This window comes from Natrinema pellirubrum DSM 15624, from assembly GCF_000230735.2.
GTDB classification, from domain to species: Archaea; Halobacteriota; Halobacteria; order Halobacteriales; family Natrialbaceae; genus Natrinema; species Natrinema pellirubrum.
This window is the reverse complement of sequence record NC_019962.1, coordinates 1,936,869-1,954,185: the sequence shown is the minus strand read 5'-3', so window position 1 is coordinate 1,954,185 and position 17,317 is coordinate 1,936,869. Positions and strand designations below refer to the sequence as shown.

The following is a 17,317-nucleotide window of genomic DNA, read 5'->3' as shown; positions in this document are numbered from 1 at the left end:
CTTCCAGATTGATTATCCAAATGGGTGCGTAGACCGAGAGGAAGCCACATTTCTAGATGCTCATCCGCTATCAGTCGTCGAAACTCGACTCCAAAGTCTTCCAGAGAAGCTTGTGGAAATCTCTATTGAGTAGCCCCTAAGAAGTAATAGAAATCCCAACTAAGTTAACGAGGTTGCCAAACAGGTTAGTCCATCAGAATATAAAGTCATCAATGCATCGGGGATCGCCGACGCGCCACCGGTCGCAACGGAGATCCCCTCCGAGAGTGCGGTGAACGCTTCGAGGAACGGGAACATCGCACCACCGGAGACGTCCGGACCGAAGTTGATGTGGAGTGCCCAACAGGCCATCTACGTCCGATTTTCGTGGATGCAAGGCGACCGTGCTCGGGACCGAGACACGCTCGTAGAGCGGATCGATCACTCGTTTGTGAATGGGCGACGGTGAGTCTCCCGCCCAGCCTCTGAGAGGGAGAGAATGCCGAACGCGGAACCCCCGAGAGCGAGGGCAACGAAACCGGCGAGGAGGAGTGTATCGGTGTAGCCCACGATCGAGGCGACGGCAACGAACACTGGTGGGCCGAGGGTCGTTCCGAACTGCAGCACGCTCGTTCGGATACTCATGATTCCACCGCGGAACGCATCGGGCGCGAGCATGTTCAACGCCGTGTCGGTGATCGGTTCCGCGAATCCTTGACCGATACCGAACAGAAACAGTGCGCCGGCGAGGACGACGATCGAGTTGGTTACCGCAGCAATCGTCATCCCGATACCGTAGGTCACAAACCCGAGTGTGATGAGCCGCGGGGGTGAAAGGTGATGCATGAGACGGGACGACTGTGAAGATGTCACCCCCATCGTCACCGCCGGAAGTCCGAGCAACAGTCCGATCGTTCCGGAGGAGAGGCCGTACGATGCGTCGAGAACGAACGGAACAAGCGTGAGCTGTGCGCCATAGAGAACGAAGAAAATGCCGAAAATAGCCACGTACAATCCGAGGGCCGCCCGTGTTGGGATCGATCGTGCTGCGTTAGCGACGTACGAGAGTCCGGATGAACCCACGCTGCTCTCGGGTTCAGGGAGCACCGCAGAGCTGGCAACGGCGACGACGATACCGAGTGCGAAGCAGACGAACGGCGCGGCCCACGAGAGCTGTGCGAGGCCACCGCCCAGTAAGGGGTAGCCAGCCGCGCCGATGGCGAGGATCGCTGCATTCAGTCCGATAAGGCGACTCTGTTGTTCGCCCGAGAACAGGTCCCCGAGCAGCGTCACGGTGAGGCTCATGATAGCACTGCCGGCAGTTCCCTGTACGACGCGGAGCCCGAGAAGCGTCGTGAACTCCTCGGCGAACACGACTGCGATGCCACTCACGCCGAACAGGAACAGCGAGGGGACGAGCACACGCTTGCGACCAACACGGTCGGCGATGAGTCCGACGAACGGCGTGAGAACGATGCCGGGCAAGGTGAATGCAGAGACGAGGAGACTCGCTTGGCTCGCCGAGATGTTCCACGCCGTCTGAATCGTCGGCAGTGCTGGGCTGATGAGGGAGACGCCCATCACGCTCACGAGCGTGCTCGCAAAGATGATGATGACTGTCTGTGATTGGTCGAGGTCAGCAAGCGGGCTAGAGTAGCGTGATCTCAATGATAGTGTCTCTTAGAACTCGAGTAGGAAAATGGCACCGAAGCGGTTGTCTACATTATATACGATGGTATGGGAACGATCTCAACGCGCGTGCCCGACGAGTTCGTGTCTCAATTCGCCCTGTTATGGCTCCCCGGTGTCCAACGCTTCGACACCTTCGAGCATCAGCCCCTTCCAAGTGTAGCCGCGCTTGTCTTTGATCGCTTTCAGTCGCTCGTACTGTTCGTCGTCTACCTCGAATCTGATTTCTGTACCCATACATACGTGTACTACCCGTGTGGTTTATGTGGGTTGCGGTCGTAGCCTGTACTGTCGAATGGTCGCTGAAACTACCGCCACGAAAACGCTCGAAGCTACTCTCGCGCCACCCACTACGGGCAAAGAGCAACGTCTCGAGCGCACTGTGGCGACTTACCGCCGCGCCCTTGAGGATGCCTTCGAGAGTGGCGCGGATACGCAGAACGCAGTCAACGAGATCGTCACGCCGTACACGCTCACGTCCTACGCCAAGGACGCGCTCAAGAGCTACGTCCCACAACTCCGCCGGACGTACAACACCTCGGAACTCGGGGACGACCACCCGGTTCGATTCACGAACCGTGGCTTCCGAATCGATCACTCCGACGAGCGTGCGTACGAGTTCTGTTGGCGCGTTCCACAGGCTGGACGTGGCAACGCGTTCTGGATTCCACTTCGAATTAACCCCGAGCAGGAATCGCTGTGGTTCGATCTGCTCAACGGCGACGTGTCGGTCGGTGAGTTCCGACTGCAACAGTACCGAACGAACTGGGTGCTGCACGTCACCGTCGAGTACGACGTAGCCGAACCAGAGACGCCGGACGATCCGACTCGAATCGGTTTCGATATTGGCGAGTCTAAGCTTCTGACGGGCTGTGCCTGTCAGAACGACACTCCGACCCAACCATACATCTACGACGGCGGCCGTGCGCGGGCACTCCGCAAGGAGATGTACACGACCCTCAAGCGCCTGCAGGAACGTGACGCCGCCCAGTGGCGGATCGACGAACGTTTCGACCACTACCAGAACGCGCTCACGGATATCGTCGAGAAGGCGTCTCGCGAAGCCGTCGAGTACGCCGAGTCTTTCGAGGACCCGGTAATCGTACTCGAGGACTTGTCGTACATCCGCGAGAACTTGGACTACGGGAAGTACATGAACCGGCGCTTGCACTCGTGGGCGTTCGCTCGCCTCACCGACCGCATCAAGGACAAGGCTCTCGAAGCCGGTATTCCGGTCGGGTTCGTGAACCCACGCTACACGAGCCAGACCTGCCACGAGTGCGGGCACATCGGAAGTCGTGGGTCGCAAGCCGAGTTCAAGTGTACGAACGCGGAGTGTTGGGTCACGGAGTATCAGGCAGATATCAACGCGGCCGCGAACATCGCCGGTCGCTTTGACCCGTGGGGAGAGAGTGTTCCTTGGAAATCGGAACGCGATGACTCGCCTCGGGATGGGAGCCGTTGTGACACGGCCACAGGACACCGCACGCCGAGTCGGCAATCCCGACAGACGACGCTTGCGGCCTTCGGGTCCTAAAACCTCCAACGCGAGTCTTCCCTTGTAGGAAGCCCCGCCGTTTACGGCGGGCGAGGATGTCACGTTCGGCGTGCGTGTCTGGATGGCGACATAGGCGCCCTGCAAGATCGGTTTCCCGGTCACCAACAGGATGATCGTCGTGAGCGCAAAGATAATGAGGTAAAACGGCGTCGCGAGAGAACTCGCGAGGGTTTCCTCGAAGAACTGCGTCGTCCGCTCGTCGTAGAACAATCCGCCGAAGTAGGTAGGATAGATAATCACCAGATACTGCATCATCACGGCCATTCCCATGAGGGCGCCGACGGCAATTCGACCGACTTCCCAGTCGTCCGCCCGCCGGCGGCTGAAGGCATCGTCGCGGTCGAAGGCACTGTAGCCGAGGCCGCTGATCTCTGCCTTCAGGTCGTCGACGGAAACGGCGTCAGGATCGTGGTCGATCCGCACCGTGTCGGTGACGTAACTCGAACTGGCGTGGCTGACGCCTTCGGTAGCCGTCGCGACCGACTCAATGAACGCCTCGCAGGACGTACAGTACATCCCGTCGACTTCGAGGAACCTCGTCACATGGCCGGGTGAGGTTCGTGATCGCGGTCGTCCTCGTCGGTCCCCGTCCGCCCCGCGCGGACGTCTTCGGCGTCGACGTCCGCCACGTCGTCGAGGGCCTCGTAGACGTCGCGACAGCCGACACAGCAGAAGCGCTCTCCGTTGAGGACCACGTCGCTTCCCTCGACCGGGAGATCACACAGCGTACAGCCGTCGTCGGTCGGCGAGTTCGAAGTCATCGTACTAGTAGTCTAATGGCCGTGTCCGCCCGCTGCGGGCGCGTCGATCCCGTCGTAGAACGGGAGTTCCGGGTGCGGCAGGTGGATTCCGACGCTCATCAGCCCGTGTGCCAGAAGGACGTACCCCAGGACGACGAATGCGAGACCGAGCAGGCGGTACACCCGGCGGCGGTGAACGACGTCGACGGCCTCGATGACCGTCCCGTAGGCGAAGACCGCGGGAATCGTCCCGATGCCGAGGGACGCGAGCGCGACCGCCCCGCCGGTCGGCGATCCGATGGCGAACGCGTAGAGGTACGCCGGGTAGAGGACCGGACACGGCAACAGGCCGTGGAGTACGCAAGTCCGACGATCCCAGGACCGCTCGCGAGCCGATCGACGTACCCCGTCAACCAGCCGGTGAGTCGTTCGAGTCCCGGCAGGTGAACGCCGCCGGTCGTCCGACCGAGCAGGTAGTACACGCCGGTCGCGACGACGAAGCCGCCGATGACGATGCCGATCCCGCCGCGGACCGCGTCGACGATCGGCGTCAACTGGTCGGTCGTCAGGACGACGGCGGCACCGAGCGCCCCGAACGCCGCCCCCAGCACGGTGTAACTGGCGGCCCGGCCGAGGTTGAACAGCGCGTGTTGGGTTACCTCGTGGACCGTGAAGTGGCTCCGGCGTCCGCTCGCCGCTCCGGTCGACGGTGCGGTCCCGCCGTCGGTCGCGGTCCCGCCCATCCGACTCGAATAAAGCGTCACGAGCGGTCCGCACATCCCGATACAGTGGGCGCCCGCGAGGAGTCCAATGACGACGAAGAGAACGACGTCGGTGCCAAAGAGCGTGAGGGGATCCATAGTGTCTCAGATTTCGATCGTTCGACGGTCAGTCTCGTCTCTGTCTACACACCTGCGGACGTTGTGCGTTTCGACTTCGACTTCAATTTCGACTTCGATCGGCCGCCCGACCGCCAACCGCCCGCCAACCGCCCGACCGACCGAACGCCGACCGTCGTCCGCGACCACCGGCCGGCAGCGGTTACGACCGCTTCCGGAACTGCGTCGCCTCGACGGCCACTGCGACCGAGCCAACCACCCCGACCGCGACGGCCCCGAACTGAAGCAGTGTCGCGAACGGCGAGGCGTCGCTGCCAGTGCTGTGGTCCGTTTCGTCGTGGTCGTGGGTACCGGCATCGGATTCCACGTGCGCGTCGACCGTTTGGGCGACGAACTCGCCGCCGGGCTCACCGGTAATCCGTAGCTCCCAGTCTCCGTCCGACGGCAGCGTCTGGACGGTCGCGTAGGTGCCGTCTTCGGTCTCGTCGAGTTCGATCTGGAACCTGTCACCGGCCTCGCTCTCGGCGAGCAATCGGACGACCCGTTCTGATTCGAGGTAGTCGTCGCCGTCTGTGAACGCGACCTCGAGGACGACCGGTTCCCCTTGTTGCAGACGGAAGCGCTCGTCGTTCGCCTCACGGTCGGCGGGCGTCGCGGTCAGTTCGAGATCGACATCGCCCTCGCGCTCGATCGTCGCCGTTCCGGGGCCGTCGTCACCGCCGACGACGGCTGCCGTCGGGACGGACGTGAGCAGTCCCGAGAGGAGGACGATCAGGACGAGGATTGCAACTTCGAATCGAACGGCGCGGATGAAGACGGCGATTGCGCCGTCGGCGGACTGACCGCCGTCCTCGCAGATTCGCGTCCCGGCGCCGCCCAGCACGCTGCCGAGGACCCCGTCGCGATCCGCGCCGTCGGGCGATTCGAGTCGCCGGAGGAGGACGAGCCTGGTGAATCCACCCAGGCCGAGCCCTAGCAGGACCAGCAACGTCTTCACCGAGAGGGCGGCACCGTAGACGCTCTCGCCGAGCGCCGCGAGAGACGGGACGTGCCAGGAGGCGAGTCCGAGTCCCGTCGCGACCGCGAGGGTCACGCCGGCGAGCGCCAGCAGCGAGTACCGTCGGATCGCACTCGCGGCGGCGCTCGTGCGGTCGGCTGGCGCCGTCTCGCGGAGCAAGAGCGGGACGACCAGGGCGAGGACGACCAGGCCGCCGACCCACAGCCCCGCGCCGGCGACGTGCGCGAAGTCGAGGACCGTCCCCTGCAGGCGATCGATCGCAGTCGCCGAGTGGCTTCCCCAGCTGACGGCCGCACCGACCCCGAGCGCTCCGGCCAGCGAGCCGCCGAGCCAGACGCGTCGGGGAAGCCTACCGACGACGGCGGCTCCGAGGAGGGTCAGCACGGCGGCAGCGAGGGCGAGCTGAACCAGCCACGCTCGGCCGAGGGGCATGCCGGCGAACTCGAGGATGGTCGTCGGTGAGAGCGATCCGACCGTCGTCGCTCGAGTGAGTCCGAGTGCGGAGACGGCGACGAATAGTAACGCACTTGCAACGGCGAGTAGCCGTTTCAGTCGTCGGTCGACCGACCGCGTCGACGAGCCGACGCGATCGGCGATGGGGTAGACGGCGACTCCGGCCGTGATCGGACCGCCGACGAGACCGACGAGTGCGACCAGCAACAATCCCTTGGCGGCGGTCTCACCAGGTGGCACCCCCTCATCCGTCTCGTCGTCCGCGTATGCCTCGAGGACGGCGTCCCGGTCGAGCGGTTCGTCGCCGACGCTGAAGACGAACGATCCGGTCACCGTGTGGCCGTCGTCGGCGAGAATTTCCCACTGGACGCTGTACATCCCCTCGGCCGCCTCACCGTCGGTGGCACTCTCGAGCGGCGTGTGTACGAGCTGCGAGTCGTCGGAGTCGACCGTGGCGTCGCCGCTGACGTCAGCGCCGTCAGGGCCGGTGACCGTGACGTCAGCGGTCTGGACGCCGTCACCCGAGAAGGTGAGTGTTATCTCGTCGGGGAGTGCCTCGACCTGCTCGCCGTTGGCGGGATCTGAATCGCTCAGGTAGGCGTGGGCCGCGACCGGCGTCGCGACGCTCGCCGAGACGACGACCGCGACGACGAGGAGCGCGAACAGCCACAGCCGGCGTCGGCTTGCAAAGCCGTGTGCGAGCGATTCAGTACAACTCATGCTACTCGGGGACGTATTGGACGGTGTCGACGCCGTCCTCGACGGGAACGTGCTCGATCAGCTCCTGGTTCGCCATGTCGATCACCGCAACGGTGCCGTCGGCGCTTGCGGGCGTGAAGAAGTAGCCGTCGCCCGAGACGCCGGATCGGTGGATGCTGTGCGCGTCCTCTGGACGTTCGATCTCACCGGCGTCGATTCGGTCGACTACCTCGAACGCGTCGATGTCGACGACGGTCGCGTCGGGGCTCATCGTGTTCGCGGTGAATCCGTACAGCGTGCCGTCGGCTTCGTAGTACTCGAGGGCGTCGGGGCCGCCCTCGACGGCGACAGCGCCGACCTCCTCGCTATCCTCGCTCGTTGCGTCGAGGAAGCGAATCTCCTCCTCGCCGATGTTCCCCAGCAGTTGCTCGTCGGGGGTGAGATACATTCCGCCGGTGAGCTCGAGTTCGTCAACGACCTCGTTGGACTCGGTGTCGACCACGGCGGTTGCGCCGACGCCGCCCGAGCGCTCGAAGTAGGCGAGCCCAGTCTGTGGACTGTAGCCCTTATAGTGGGTGCCACCTTCGTCGCCGAGTTCGATGGAGTCGACTCGTTCGTAGGCGTCCATGTCGATGACGTGTGCCGCCGGGTCGTTGACGTTCGTCGCGTACCCCGTCGAGCCGAAGTCCTCGTGATAGAGGAGTTTGCCGTGACCCTCGGCATCGAGGCCGGCTTCGACGGTCTCGACGACCTCGTGGTCCGTCGTATCGATGACGTAAAAGGTCCCTTCGTCGTCGGAGTGAGCCCACATCTCCTCATCGTTCGGGTGGTACATGTGGGTTCCAGCGGGTCCCATCGCGACTTCAGTGACGATCTCGCGGTTCTCGAGGTCGATCACAAGTACTTGGGAGGCCGACGTCTCGATGACGAAGAGGTGACTGCCGTCGTTCGTCACGACGGCGTCACCGTATGCGTAGCCCTCAACGCCGTCAGTGATCTCGTCGACGACCTCGCCCTCGGCCGGATCGATCAGGGCGATCGTCTCCGGACCGAACGCATAGGCGAGTCCGGCGCTCCCCTCGTTGTTGGTTCCGTTCCCGGTACTGTTCTCGTCACCGTCCTCGCCACTGTTCTCGTTCCCATTACCACCGGTACAGCCAGCGAGTCCGATCCCGAGGCCGCCGCTCAGTACCTGTACAAATTGCCGTCGATCGACGGATCGGTCCATATCGGGAATACTGTCGCCAAGGTAATTGTGATTGTGGTGCGATTTTCGAATATAGTTCGGTCAGTCGCCGGGATCCTATCGTGACTATCAGGTCATCGAACCACTCAGCCGATCGGCCCTATCACGGTTCGGGATTCCGCTCTAGCAGGTCATCGATGAGTCGGGTAAACCGGTCTACCAGACGATCTGGGGCCGTGGGCTGGACCGTCGCTAGCAACCGTCCTGTCTGTTCATGGTTTTCGAGACAAAGCTCGACGCAATTGCGCTCTCCGTACCGCTTCGAAACGACCTCCCGTTCGACCAGTCGCTCGAGGTGGTACTCGAGGGTACTTCTGGCGATATCGAGGGCATCAGCAACCGTCTCCGGGTCGGCGGGCTCGTCTTCGATCAGATAGAACACGATCTCGCGGCTGGTCTCTCGCCGAAACAACGCCAGTACGGCCCGCTCCTGTGCATCGTACGTCCTGGGGTAGTAGTGAGTCCGGCCATAATGCCCTTCGCAGACGAGTTTGTCGTCGTCGATCAGTTTGCGGAGGTGATACTGGATCTGCCCCGTGGCGAACGCTGACGTTCTGACGAGTTCGTTGAAGTGGATGCCAGCGTCCGCATGGACGTGACGCTCGATTCGTCGACGTGTGTCTGACATTGGTATTTCTCGTCCCGTGAGATAGCGTTCACTAGCAGTGTCGACGCCATAACGAAGCCTGCTGGTTCCTATCACCCGGGAATGCGGCGCTGGATGGTTTAACTACCGCTTCGCTACTAATGGGCGTGTCTTGAGGTGAGTTCTCCACAGCCTTCTAACAGCGCTCTATCCCTCAAAGAGAGGACCACAGATGATTTGTGGATTCGCGCTAGATGGTGACGCATCCATTGAATGTCGGAAAATGAACTAGATATGTCAGAGTTGCCGCCCAGGAGCGTGTCATAGAATCCAACTCATAGCTTGAGCATCTCACGTCCTGGATCGTGTCCTCGCTCGTAGTTGGTGATTGCAATGACGATCCGAAGACATAGCGCAACGAACACTTCTGTTCGTGCGTGGACGCGGCCTCGGGCGCGGACGTGCCCGAGGCCGCAGTCCTTGACTGCGTCGTTGGTTCGTTCGATTCCTGTCCGGTTGTTGAACGTCTCGTCCAAGATGGATCGTTTCAGCTGAACGTCCTCGCTGTGTTCCTCAATGCGGTCTTCGACCCTGTACTCGATGTCTTTCGGGTCGTCAGTGTTTCGCGGGTTGTACGGAGCGATTGGCACGACTCCTGCGGTCAGCAGGTAGTCGTGCCAATCGAGGATGTCGTAGGCGCTGTCTCCAAGCATCCAGATCGGTGTATCGACGGCGAGCGCGTCACCCGTGACGCGCATCGCCGTCTCTTGGTCTGCTTGTTTGGCCTGTGTGAACTCCGCTGCTATCGGGATCTTTGCACCGGTTGAAACGATCGTACAGCCGAAGCCGTAGTAGTACTCTTCGGCTGTTGGATCGTAGTTCCATGAGGCAGCGTCGTTGTACTGGATCGCCTCGATGTGCGTCGAATCGATAGAGTACGTCGAGTCGAGCAGGCCGCGGACGGCGGCCTGCTCGACGAGCCTGTCGAAGACATCGTTGATAATGTGTTCGAGATCAGTGAGAAACCGGTCAATGGTGTCTCTCGATGGCGGTTTGTCGAGTCCGCAGTAGTACCAGACAAGGCCGTGCTGGAGTTCTCGCGTGACTGGGCGTGTTCCGTAGATGTTCTTGTAGTAGCAATGGAGAAAGGCGCGAAAGAGATCAGGTGGCTGGTGAACTCGTGTTCGCCCCCGGCGAGCGGGGGCGAACACGTCGTACTCCAGTAGAAACTCGAACTCAAGATACTCAAACAGCGGAACTGTTTCCGTAGCCGCTGCATTCAAAAACTCATCGACCGAAGCAACGTCTTGCAGGGTCGCGGTTGTGCTGGACACACTTTCCGCACCCTGCTGCTTCGTACGTGACGCTTTCTATGACACGCTCGCCCAGTGCTAAACTCGTCTACAAAGTCTTGGAAAGCGAAGAAGAGTTGACGCAGAAGGAACTCGTCGAGGAAACCCTTCTCGCATCCCGTACAGTCCGATATGCGCTGAAACGACTCAAAAAGATAGGAATCGTTGAAGAAGACATATACTTCGCCGATGCTCGGCAAAGCCTGTACAAAATAACGGAATCAAAACACACTGCATGTGAGTAGACGAGCTCCACTATTCGATTATTTACCATCTGTATTTTACATTATAGACGGCTCTGTTGAAACCCTCTTGTCGTCTTGCGATTTGCTCAGAAGCTAGTTTCGCATCGAATCCGCGGAACTCGGTGGGAAGAGTGGTTCTTCTGAATGTCAACGCTAAAGGATTTCAACAGAGCCGGATCGACCGCTTCCATACTTCGTGGGTGGGCAGTCGGGCGAGCGTCAGAGAATGGCTTGAACAATTTGTACACTACTACAACACACAGCGACCGCACCAGTCACTCAACAGACAGATGCCAGCGGAGGTGCTAAACTAGACAGTGCCCCCAAGAGCGATCTATTTTTGTACTAACGCACCTCAAACAGATGGTATCTGCCTGTACTTGTCGATTCGGGAGACCTCAATATGGACAGTGTGAACAGTTAGATGATTCACTCTGAGGAGAGTGATTCTCGAGCAGGGCGAGTCCAACACCATAGGCGAACCTGTAGATGTATCCCACCTGGTACAGAGAGTGACAGAACCGTAATGAGACGCCAGACCACCCCGTCCGCAGAAGTTGGTATGCGCCGGTGATGGATGCCGGCGCACTCGCGCCGGAGAAATCGATGGCAACCCGAAGTCAACTCCGATTCGTCCACCGGAACGAGTCTGCAGCAGAATAGCCGATTGCAATGGAAAATCACCACGAAAAGCACAGTTCAGGTACTAGACCGCTATCGCTACTGTATGATTATTTGAGCTAGAGAAAATTATTTGAGTCGCATAGTACAAGTGGTAGTACGATGGCTGAATCAAATCCAAGGTCATGGAGGGAAGACATGAGTGGCCGTGAGCGTATCCGGTACGTCGTAGAATTATTGGAGGAGCCTACGCCAGTGCAGGAAATCGCAGACCGGGCGAACGTTTCACGTGCAACAGCCGACGATGAACTCCAGCGACTGCAGAGCGATGACTGGGTTACAGAGACGACTGTCAATGGAACAAAAGCGTATGATCTGAATCCTGTTCGGATGCTCTTCGATGAGGTCACCAATCTGATCGAGAAGCATTCACGCGACGAACTGGAGAGTCAACTCACAGATTTGAAACAAGAGCAGGAAGAGTTGGCAGACGAGTATGCCGTCCAGTCACTCAACGAGTTTCGGGAGCAATTCGCTGCAGACGAACTCTCGGCCGACGAGCTTCGTGAACGCCGCAACGTGATCGCGACGTGGGAGTCGATCAACACGGAACTCGGGCTCGTGAAGCATGCATTGCAGTTATATGGTGATGTGGTTGAACTCTCCTCACCCAAAACAGACTCACACTCGGCACTCGTCTAATGGCTGTCTTTCTCGCTAACCGGAAGAACTTGCAGAGTAAGCGGCTTCACGACCGTATCCAGAATCGACTCAGCAGCGAGTTCGACAATGTTCGTCGACGACGTTCCGAACCGCGTGAAGCTGGCCCGTATCGGGTCGTCGGCGAAGTAAACCCACGACAGTACCTTGGCGACGGCAACTATCCAGCAACAGTAGCTCGCATCGAGATCGGCTTTCAGCTGCAGACCGGAGACCCATACGAGTACTACTGGTTCAACTGGATCGAACCAGAACAAAACCTACTTGTCGGCTGGCATCAGGACGATACGCATGACGACCTTGGGCCAGTTCATTTGCAAGTCAACGATGGCTCAATGGCTGTCACTCATCAACCGGCGCAGTTTGTTGACTCACATCCGCTTGATGTCGTCGCACACAGGCTTGCAGCTCTTCCAGATGCAGTCTCAGCTGTGTGGGAGAACGGACACCCTGCTGGACTCGACTCATCTGTCTCTGTCACCAAGTGAACCGTCACGGGGTTGGCCCCAACACATCCGACCTGTTCCGCCTGTAGAGATCCACACAACTGCTTAACTAACAGCTCTTCAGCTGCTCGAGCCAGACGTGTTTTTGAGACCCCTGAGGGGTGGCGGTCTTCTCGAGTTCAGTTCGATTCGATCCGACTCGGGAAGCAGTGATCGAACATGGCTACGAGCAGCAGCTCCCGGGAAACGTTCGATGATTCGGACACCCGGCACGACGAGATGCACAGTACGATCGAGGCATGGATCCAGGACCTCATCAACCAAGTCGACGACGCCGTCTCGAGCGAACAGTTCACAGAGTGGTTGGACGTCCAGAGTTGCTTCCACGACTACTCGCACCGAAACACGCTGTTGATTAAGCTCCAGTGTCCGCAGGCAACGCGCGTTGCCGGCTATCGAACGTGGCAAAACGAGTTTGACCGGCACGTGAAAGAAGGGGAGACAGCGATCTGGATCTGGGCGCCGATCATCGCAAAGCAGTGTCCTGACTGCGGAAACTCGCCGTCGTATCACGAGCGCAGTGACTGTGAATACGATGAAACCCCTCCGGACAGCTGGGAAAAAGGACTCGTTGGCTTTCGGCCAGCACCCGTCTTCGATATCTCACAGACTGACGGCGAGCCACTGCCCGACCTCGAGACCGAAGCCAGGGGACAAGCTGACGAGTTACTCCCCGCACTCCTCGTGGCAGCAGACCCACTCGAGGTAGATGTAGAGGTCGTGCCACCCCAGGACTGGTCGCATGGGAACGCCAAGGGCGTCTGCCAGTATCGGCCAGCGAAACGGCCACGCGTCGCCGTCCGAGATCGCGAGAACAATGCTGATCTCGCCGTCACGCTCGTTCATGAGTACGCCCATGCGCTGTTACACAGCGGCGTCGACGACGAGGCTGAGCGATCGAAACGTGAACTCGAGGCCGAAGCGGTCGGTTACATCGTTGGGCGGCACTTCGAGTTGGATACCAGTGGGTCAGCATTCTACCTTGCCACGTGGCACGGTGACGAACCGGAGACGATCCTTGACCGTCTCGAGCGGATCAGTTCGACCGCCCAAGAGATCATCGACATCGTCAGCGAGGTGATCGACAACGAGTGATCGACCGCTTCTGCTCGAGATCATCACTGCACTCGAGGAACAGGGCCTCGATCGAGACGAGTACCAACTCCAGCGGATGATCGACGCCGAAGCCCTCGAGCGGCTTGTGGACTCGACGGGCCCACAGACCGATACTAATCTCGAGATTCGACTCTCGGTTGGCGAACTCCATGTAGTGGTGACACCATCCGATGTGGCCATACTCAAAACTTCGTAGAACAGGCTACCAAGACAAGGCCGTCAAAGGGTTTCCAGAGTCCACGTGAACTATTGGCTACTCCGCAAGCGAATAGAGCTTCTGACGGGCGTCTCGAAAGGACACTCGTTGCTCAACTAACTCCTTTTCCTCAAGCCGAGAGATCGCATATCGAACAGTCCGAGATGAGAGTCGAGTTTCTTTGACCAGTTCTTTCTGTGTACACTCTCCCTCGAATTCCAGCGTCTTGTAGACCAACTTCGCACTCGGTGGCAAGTCCTCGAGCCGTTCTTTTGCGCTGCTCACTGTCTGTAGTACTTCTTCGAAGTAGACGCTATAGGTCGTTTCGCTTCGGCAACTCGGCTCATTCCTCGAGAACACCAGAAGACTACGTCAGGTTGAACCAGAGTTCATTCCTGTTCCCAAGTGACCGCACGGTTCGGTTTGTGTGGTGCCAGATGGGTGGACACCATGACAGATCATCCGACGTTATCGGAGTTCGCGACGAACGAAGCGACTGACTCGAGGCCGGCCAGTCAGCCATCGGCTGACGAGACCGTGACGATGACGGCTGACGAGCGGGTCGCAACGTACCTTATCGAAGACCAGATGGCGGATCTCACAGACGCGATCCGTGAAGCGGTCCAAAACGGCATCGACAGTCCTGGGTCATCCCGTGTGTTGGTCAGCATCTCACCCGAGCGATCGATCATCCTCGACGACGGTGCTGGCGTTGACCTCGAGTCGACCGAGGGACGACGCAACCTTTCGGTGCTTGGTGCGGGAAGCAAGCAACGGTCGGACGACGAGACAATCGGCGAGTGGGGCATCGGCAAGGGCGCGATCATCGCGAAGGGTGCCGTTCGTATCTGGAGTCACGACACCGCATTGTGTTTCGACTACCGAGATCGACGCGACTCTGGGCCGTGGGCAGACGTCAGCGGTCGCGATGGCCAACTCGTGGACGCTGAACATCATCTCGAGGGGATGCTCGTCGAGATCGATCACTACGAAGACGAAGTGCCGGACCCGGACAGCTACCGCTGGCGGCGCTACGTTCGCGATCTTCGCAAGCGCTTCGCGTACGTGCAGTCACGAACCGGCGTCTCGGTCGTGATCAATGGCGAGCCGGTTGACAAGGGCGATCCATTCGAAGCGGTGGCTGACTCCCCACATCCGTCGATCACACGGAAAACGGAAGATGCGATCCTCGCACTCGAATACACACCCCACGAGGGACTCGATATCTACAGTAACGGGTTGTACGTGACGACGAAACGCGAGTACGGACTCGGCGGAGTCGTCGTCTCGAAGGGGAACTTGATGCTGAACTTTGCGCGCAACGACATCCAGTCAGGCTGTGACCGTTGGCAGCGGATCGACGATGCACTTGAGCAGGCACGTGACGATCTGTATGCGGATGTCTCGGACGACCGGCTGACTGCCGAGAGTCGGGAGGTGATGATCGAAGCGATGGCATCCGACAGCAGTGATGCATCGGACGAGCAGTGGGCCGAGCGCAAGCTGTTCCAGTTGGCAACCGAGTCCCGTATCAGCCTCGAGGAGATCCAGGCGGCCCCAAAGATTGGATGGGTCGATGGAGCCCAGAAAAGGGCGGACAAGCTCGTCGAGCGTGGCTACGTCGTCCTCGACACGAGCGATGCAGCAACCCAACGGCTTCGCGATCTCGCCAATGACGAAGATACATCGATAGCGGTACCGGAGACGTTCGATGTCGGCGAACAAGCAGAGTCGGAGGGCGTCTGGACTGGCTATCATCGCGTCGAGGATGAATCGCAGTTGAACGCTGATCAGCAGCGCTATCTCCGCTTCGCTCGAGTGCTCGTACGAGAACTTGGGATCGAGCGAGATGTGTACTACGGCGAGGCGAGTGCCGATGCCTGGACCGACGGCAGGACATACATCGTGATTACCGACTCGGCGGTGACGAGCCGCCAGCGTGCGGTCTGGATGCACGACCTGTATCTCGTGATGTTGCACGAAGCCGCTCACGGAACCTCAAGTCGGGATCGGCCCTCGCATGGGCGTCACTTCGAGAGCACGTATCGGTCGCTCGTTGAGGAGCCAAATAATCGACGTTCGTTCGCGAAGCTTGTCCAGCAGGTTGTCGACGAGGGATTCGAGTCCGTGTTCGAAGAGTATGAGATAGATCTCCAGCAAAGCGAAGACGTCTCCTCTGGCCAAGTTCGATAATGGGGCGGGGAGGTGGAAGACCGACTCGAGTCGAGTGCAGTGGCTCGAGTTCGGCATAGTGCGTTGATCTATCGATACGCAGGATAGCTCTTCGAAGAGCCGTCAACACTGCTCTTCTGGGGATGTGATCCGAAGTTCGTCTTCAACTTCGTAGAAGTAGCCTCGTTCGAGGAGGCGGGTAAGTGCATGCTCGACGTCCCGTTGCTCGAGTGCTAACTCTGAATCGGAGATCAGCACGTCAACGGCGTCGTCGTAGTCGATCAGTGGAACACTGTCTTCGCCAGCATCTGGCCGACATGCCTGCGTACACAGCCGATCGTAGCACTCGAGAATCCACTCCGGAAGTGGTGGCCGTGGATCTGTAATGCCAGCCATTGTAGTTCTGTATGCAGTTTTGATAGACAGCTGTTTAAACTTCCGCCCAAGCTGCTTTCGGTCGGTTGGATATCACGGAATCAATACTAAGTAGTGAGAGTTTCAAGCAGTTTGGGTATGACTAACGAAGAGACAATATTGAAGGAAATTAATGCGAACTATACGCAGTCCGAAGACCGGGCTATTGGTGGTATACTCACAATCACACCTGAAGCAGTCAAATCCTCGCCAAATAAAGTGGATGAACTAACTGGTGAGAATGAACTCTACATTCCTGTAAAATATATTGAAAGTATAGGCATAGAAGAGAAATTCAGCAATGGTGTGAAATCTAGTTTAACAAATGGTGGGTTACGAGACCGTCTACGTATCAAGCGTAAAGATGGTCAGCCGGAATTCTTTGTGATAAGTAATTTGACCGAGGTTGTTGATGACCTACAATTAGTAATAAATGGTGATACTTTGAATCTAGATGAAAATAACAAAAATCCTGAATTAGGCAGTCTGCTACTGAAAGGGATAGCATATTTGTTCGGTGGAATTGCGCTATTGCTCGGTGTCCTATATTTGGCGTCAAGTAACATTGCTGTCGGCATATTGCTATTGTTTGCAGCTATCATCGGAATGCCATATACAAGAAGGATTGTAGGAGATGCCCTTGGTGTTCGAATCAACAAATGGACGGCGACAGTCTTGTTTATATTATTCTGGATTACCGCTTCGCAATTATTAGCATGAAATAAGTACAGGGCCTGTACTTATCGAATTAGAGCAGTTGATAGTAGGTGTGAGAGCCGTTCTATAGCACCGACTACCAGTCACTGTTTCCAAGCTTTCTCTATCTGTTACAGCCAACTTATCTAATATCACGGACACTCTTAAGGATAAGAATTTAGTATATTCATTCACTTGTCCAGAATAGTTGACTCGTGTTCTGGCATTCGTGGAAACGGGTGCGAGAAGACGAGTCCTCATAGAACAATGAATGGAAATTCCAACACAGCATCTAGCGCTCTGTCAGAGCGGGAACGCGCTATACTGCTTCAAGAACAGGATCCCATTGCTGTCCTCCAGTCCCTCCCTACAACAGTATTCCCCGTGACAGCGACGGTGAAACTCGATCGAACTCAGAGCGACGACCAACCACATTCCGAATACCAAGAACCGTCTTACCCGGTGGAAGTTC

16 protein-coding genes and 3 pseudogenes are annotated in these 17,317 nt (G+C 58.5%); 9 read left to right on the top strand and 10 right to left on the bottom strand.

The window, feature by feature from the left end; translation table 11 throughout:
* Positions 1–420 precede the first annotated feature (420 nt).
* Together NATPE_RS09370 and NATPE_RS23250 are read right to left on the bottom strand one after the other, a co-directional pair.
* Positions 421–1,647, bottom strand: coding sequence for an MFS transporter (locus NATPE_RS09370; RefSeq protein WP_015298983.1), 1,227 nt, complete (start codon positions 1,645–1,647; stop codon positions 421–423).
* Positions 1,648–1,770: 123 nt separating this feature from the next.
* Positions 1,771–1,905: a hypothetical protein gene (locus NATPE_RS23250; RefSeq protein WP_006180725.1), complete on the bottom strand. Its 135-nt coding sequence runs from the start codon at positions 1,903–1,905 to the stop codon at positions 1,771–1,773.
* 58 nt (positions 1,906–1,963) lie between these two features.
* Between NATPE_RS23250 and NATPE_RS09365 the strand changes: the two genes are divergently transcribed.
* A complete protein-coding gene (locus NATPE_RS09365; protein WP_015298982.1) occupies positions 1,964–3,205 on the top strand; it encodes an RNA-guided endonuclease TnpB family protein in 1,242 nt (413 codons plus the stop codon).
* Between the two features lie 24 nt (positions 3,206–3,229).
* Here the strand turns inward: NATPE_RS09365 and NATPE_RS21355 are convergent.
* The 6 genes and pseudogenes from NATPE_RS21355 to NATPE_RS09335 all read right to left on the bottom strand — a co-directional run.
* Positions 3,230–3,987 (bottom strand): annotated as a pseudogene (locus NATPE_RS21355) (cation transporter); the annotation flags it as partial.
* 12 nt (positions 3,988–3,999) lie between these two features.
* Positions 4,000–4,826 (bottom strand): annotated as a pseudogene (locus tag NATPE_RS09355) (sulfite exporter TauE/SafE family protein).
* Between the two features lie 181 nt (positions 4,827–5,007).
* Entirely contained in the window at positions 5,008–6,996 is a 1,989-nt protein-coding gene (locus NATPE_RS09350) for a copper resistance CopC/CopD family protein (protein WP_006180723.1), read from the bottom strand.
* A 1-nt stretch (position 6,997) separates the two neighbouring features.
* On the bottom strand, positions 6,998–8,203 hold the full coding sequence (locus NATPE_RS09345; protein ID WP_006180722.1) for a YncE family protein: 1,206 nt from the start codon (positions 8,201–8,203) through the stop codon (positions 6,998–7,000).
* A gap of 121 nt (positions 8,204–8,324) precedes the next feature.
* On the bottom strand, positions 8,325–8,849 hold the full coding sequence (locus NATPE_RS09340; RefSeq protein WP_006180721.1) for a winged helix-turn-helix transcriptional regulator: 525 nt from the start codon (positions 8,847–8,849) through the stop codon (positions 8,325–8,327).
* Between the two features lie 293 nt (positions 8,850–9,142).
* Positions 9,143–10,141 (bottom strand): IS5-like element ISNpe2 family transposase, encoded by a 999-nt coding sequence (locus tag NATPE_RS09335; protein ID WP_015298795.1) that lies wholly within the window; start codon positions 10,139–10,141, stop codon positions 9,143–9,145.
* Positions 10,142–10,179: 38 nt separating this feature from the next.
* On the opposite strand from NATPE_RS09335, the gene NATPE_RS09330 reads away from it, so the two are divergent.
* The 6 genes and pseudogenes from NATPE_RS09330 (at position 10,180) to NATPE_RS21335 (ending at position 13,563) form a co-directional block, all read left to right on the top strand.
* On the top strand, positions 10,180–10,404 hold the full coding sequence (locus tag NATPE_RS09330; RefSeq protein ID WP_006182401.1) for a winged helix-turn-helix domain-containing protein: 225 nt from the start codon (positions 10,180–10,182) through the stop codon (positions 10,402–10,404).
* Positions 10,405–10,577: 173 nt separating this feature from the next.
* Positions 10,578–10,718 (top strand): annotated as a pseudogene (locus NATPE_RS22235) (integrase core domain-containing protein); the annotation flags it as partial.
* Positions 10,719–11,223: 505 nt separating this feature from the next.
* Positions 11,224–11,727, top strand: a complete 504-nt coding sequence (locus tag NATPE_RS21345; RefSeq protein WP_081597637.1) for a winged helix-turn-helix domain-containing protein — start codon at positions 11,224–11,226, stop codon at positions 11,725–11,727.
* Complete coding sequence (locus NATPE_RS21340) at positions 11,727–12,233, top strand: hypothetical protein (protein WP_015298980.1); 507 nt, start codon at positions 11,727–11,729, stop codon at positions 12,231–12,233. Before NATPE_RS21345 ends, NATPE_RS21340 begins: the two co-directional genes overlap by 1 nt.
* A gap of 177 nt (positions 12,234–12,410) precedes the next feature.
* The gene (locus NATPE_RS09315; protein ID WP_006182398.1) at positions 12,411–13,346 is read left to right on the top strand and encodes an ArdC-like ssDNA-binding domain-containing protein; all 936 of its coding nucleotides are present in this window, start codon (positions 12,411–12,413) and stop codon (positions 13,344–13,346) included.
* Between the two features lie 10 nt (positions 13,347–13,356).
* Positions 13,357–13,563, top strand: coding sequence for a HalOD1 output domain-containing protein (locus tag NATPE_RS21335; protein ID WP_081597636.1), 207 nt, complete (start codon positions 13,357–13,359; stop codon positions 13,561–13,563).
* A gap of 57 nt (positions 13,564–13,620) precedes the next feature.
* Here NATPE_RS21335 and NATPE_RS21330 read toward each other — a convergent pair whose 3' ends face one another.
* Positions 13,621–13,848, bottom strand: coding sequence for a MarR family transcriptional regulator (locus NATPE_RS21330; RefSeq protein ID WP_006182396.1), 228 nt, complete (start codon positions 13,846–13,848; stop codon positions 13,621–13,623).
* A gap of 165 nt (positions 13,849–14,013) precedes the next feature.
* Between NATPE_RS21330 and NATPE_RS09305 the strand changes: the two genes are divergently transcribed.
* Positions 14,014–15,756 carry a sensor histidine kinase gene (locus NATPE_RS09305; RefSeq protein WP_006182395.1) on the top strand — a complete coding sequence of 581 codons (1,743 nt, stop codon included), beginning with the start codon at positions 14,014–14,016 and terminating at the stop codon, positions 15,754–15,756.
* 102 nt (positions 15,757–15,858) lie between these two features.
* Here the strand turns inward: NATPE_RS09305 and NATPE_RS09300 are convergent, their stop codons facing one another.
* A complete protein-coding gene (locus tag NATPE_RS09300) occupies positions 15,859–16,131 on the bottom strand; it encodes a hypothetical protein (protein WP_006182394.1) in 273 nt (90 codons plus the stop codon).
* 117 nt (positions 16,132–16,248) lie between these two features.
* Here NATPE_RS09300 and NATPE_RS22230 point away from each other — a divergent pair, with 117 nt between their 5' ends.
* Positions 16,249–16,869, top strand: coding sequence for a DUF4267 domain-containing protein (locus NATPE_RS22230; RefSeq protein ID WP_152422604.1), 621 nt, complete (start codon positions 16,249–16,251; stop codon positions 16,867–16,869).
* The last annotated feature ends 448 nt before the right edge of the window (positions 16,870–17,317 follow it).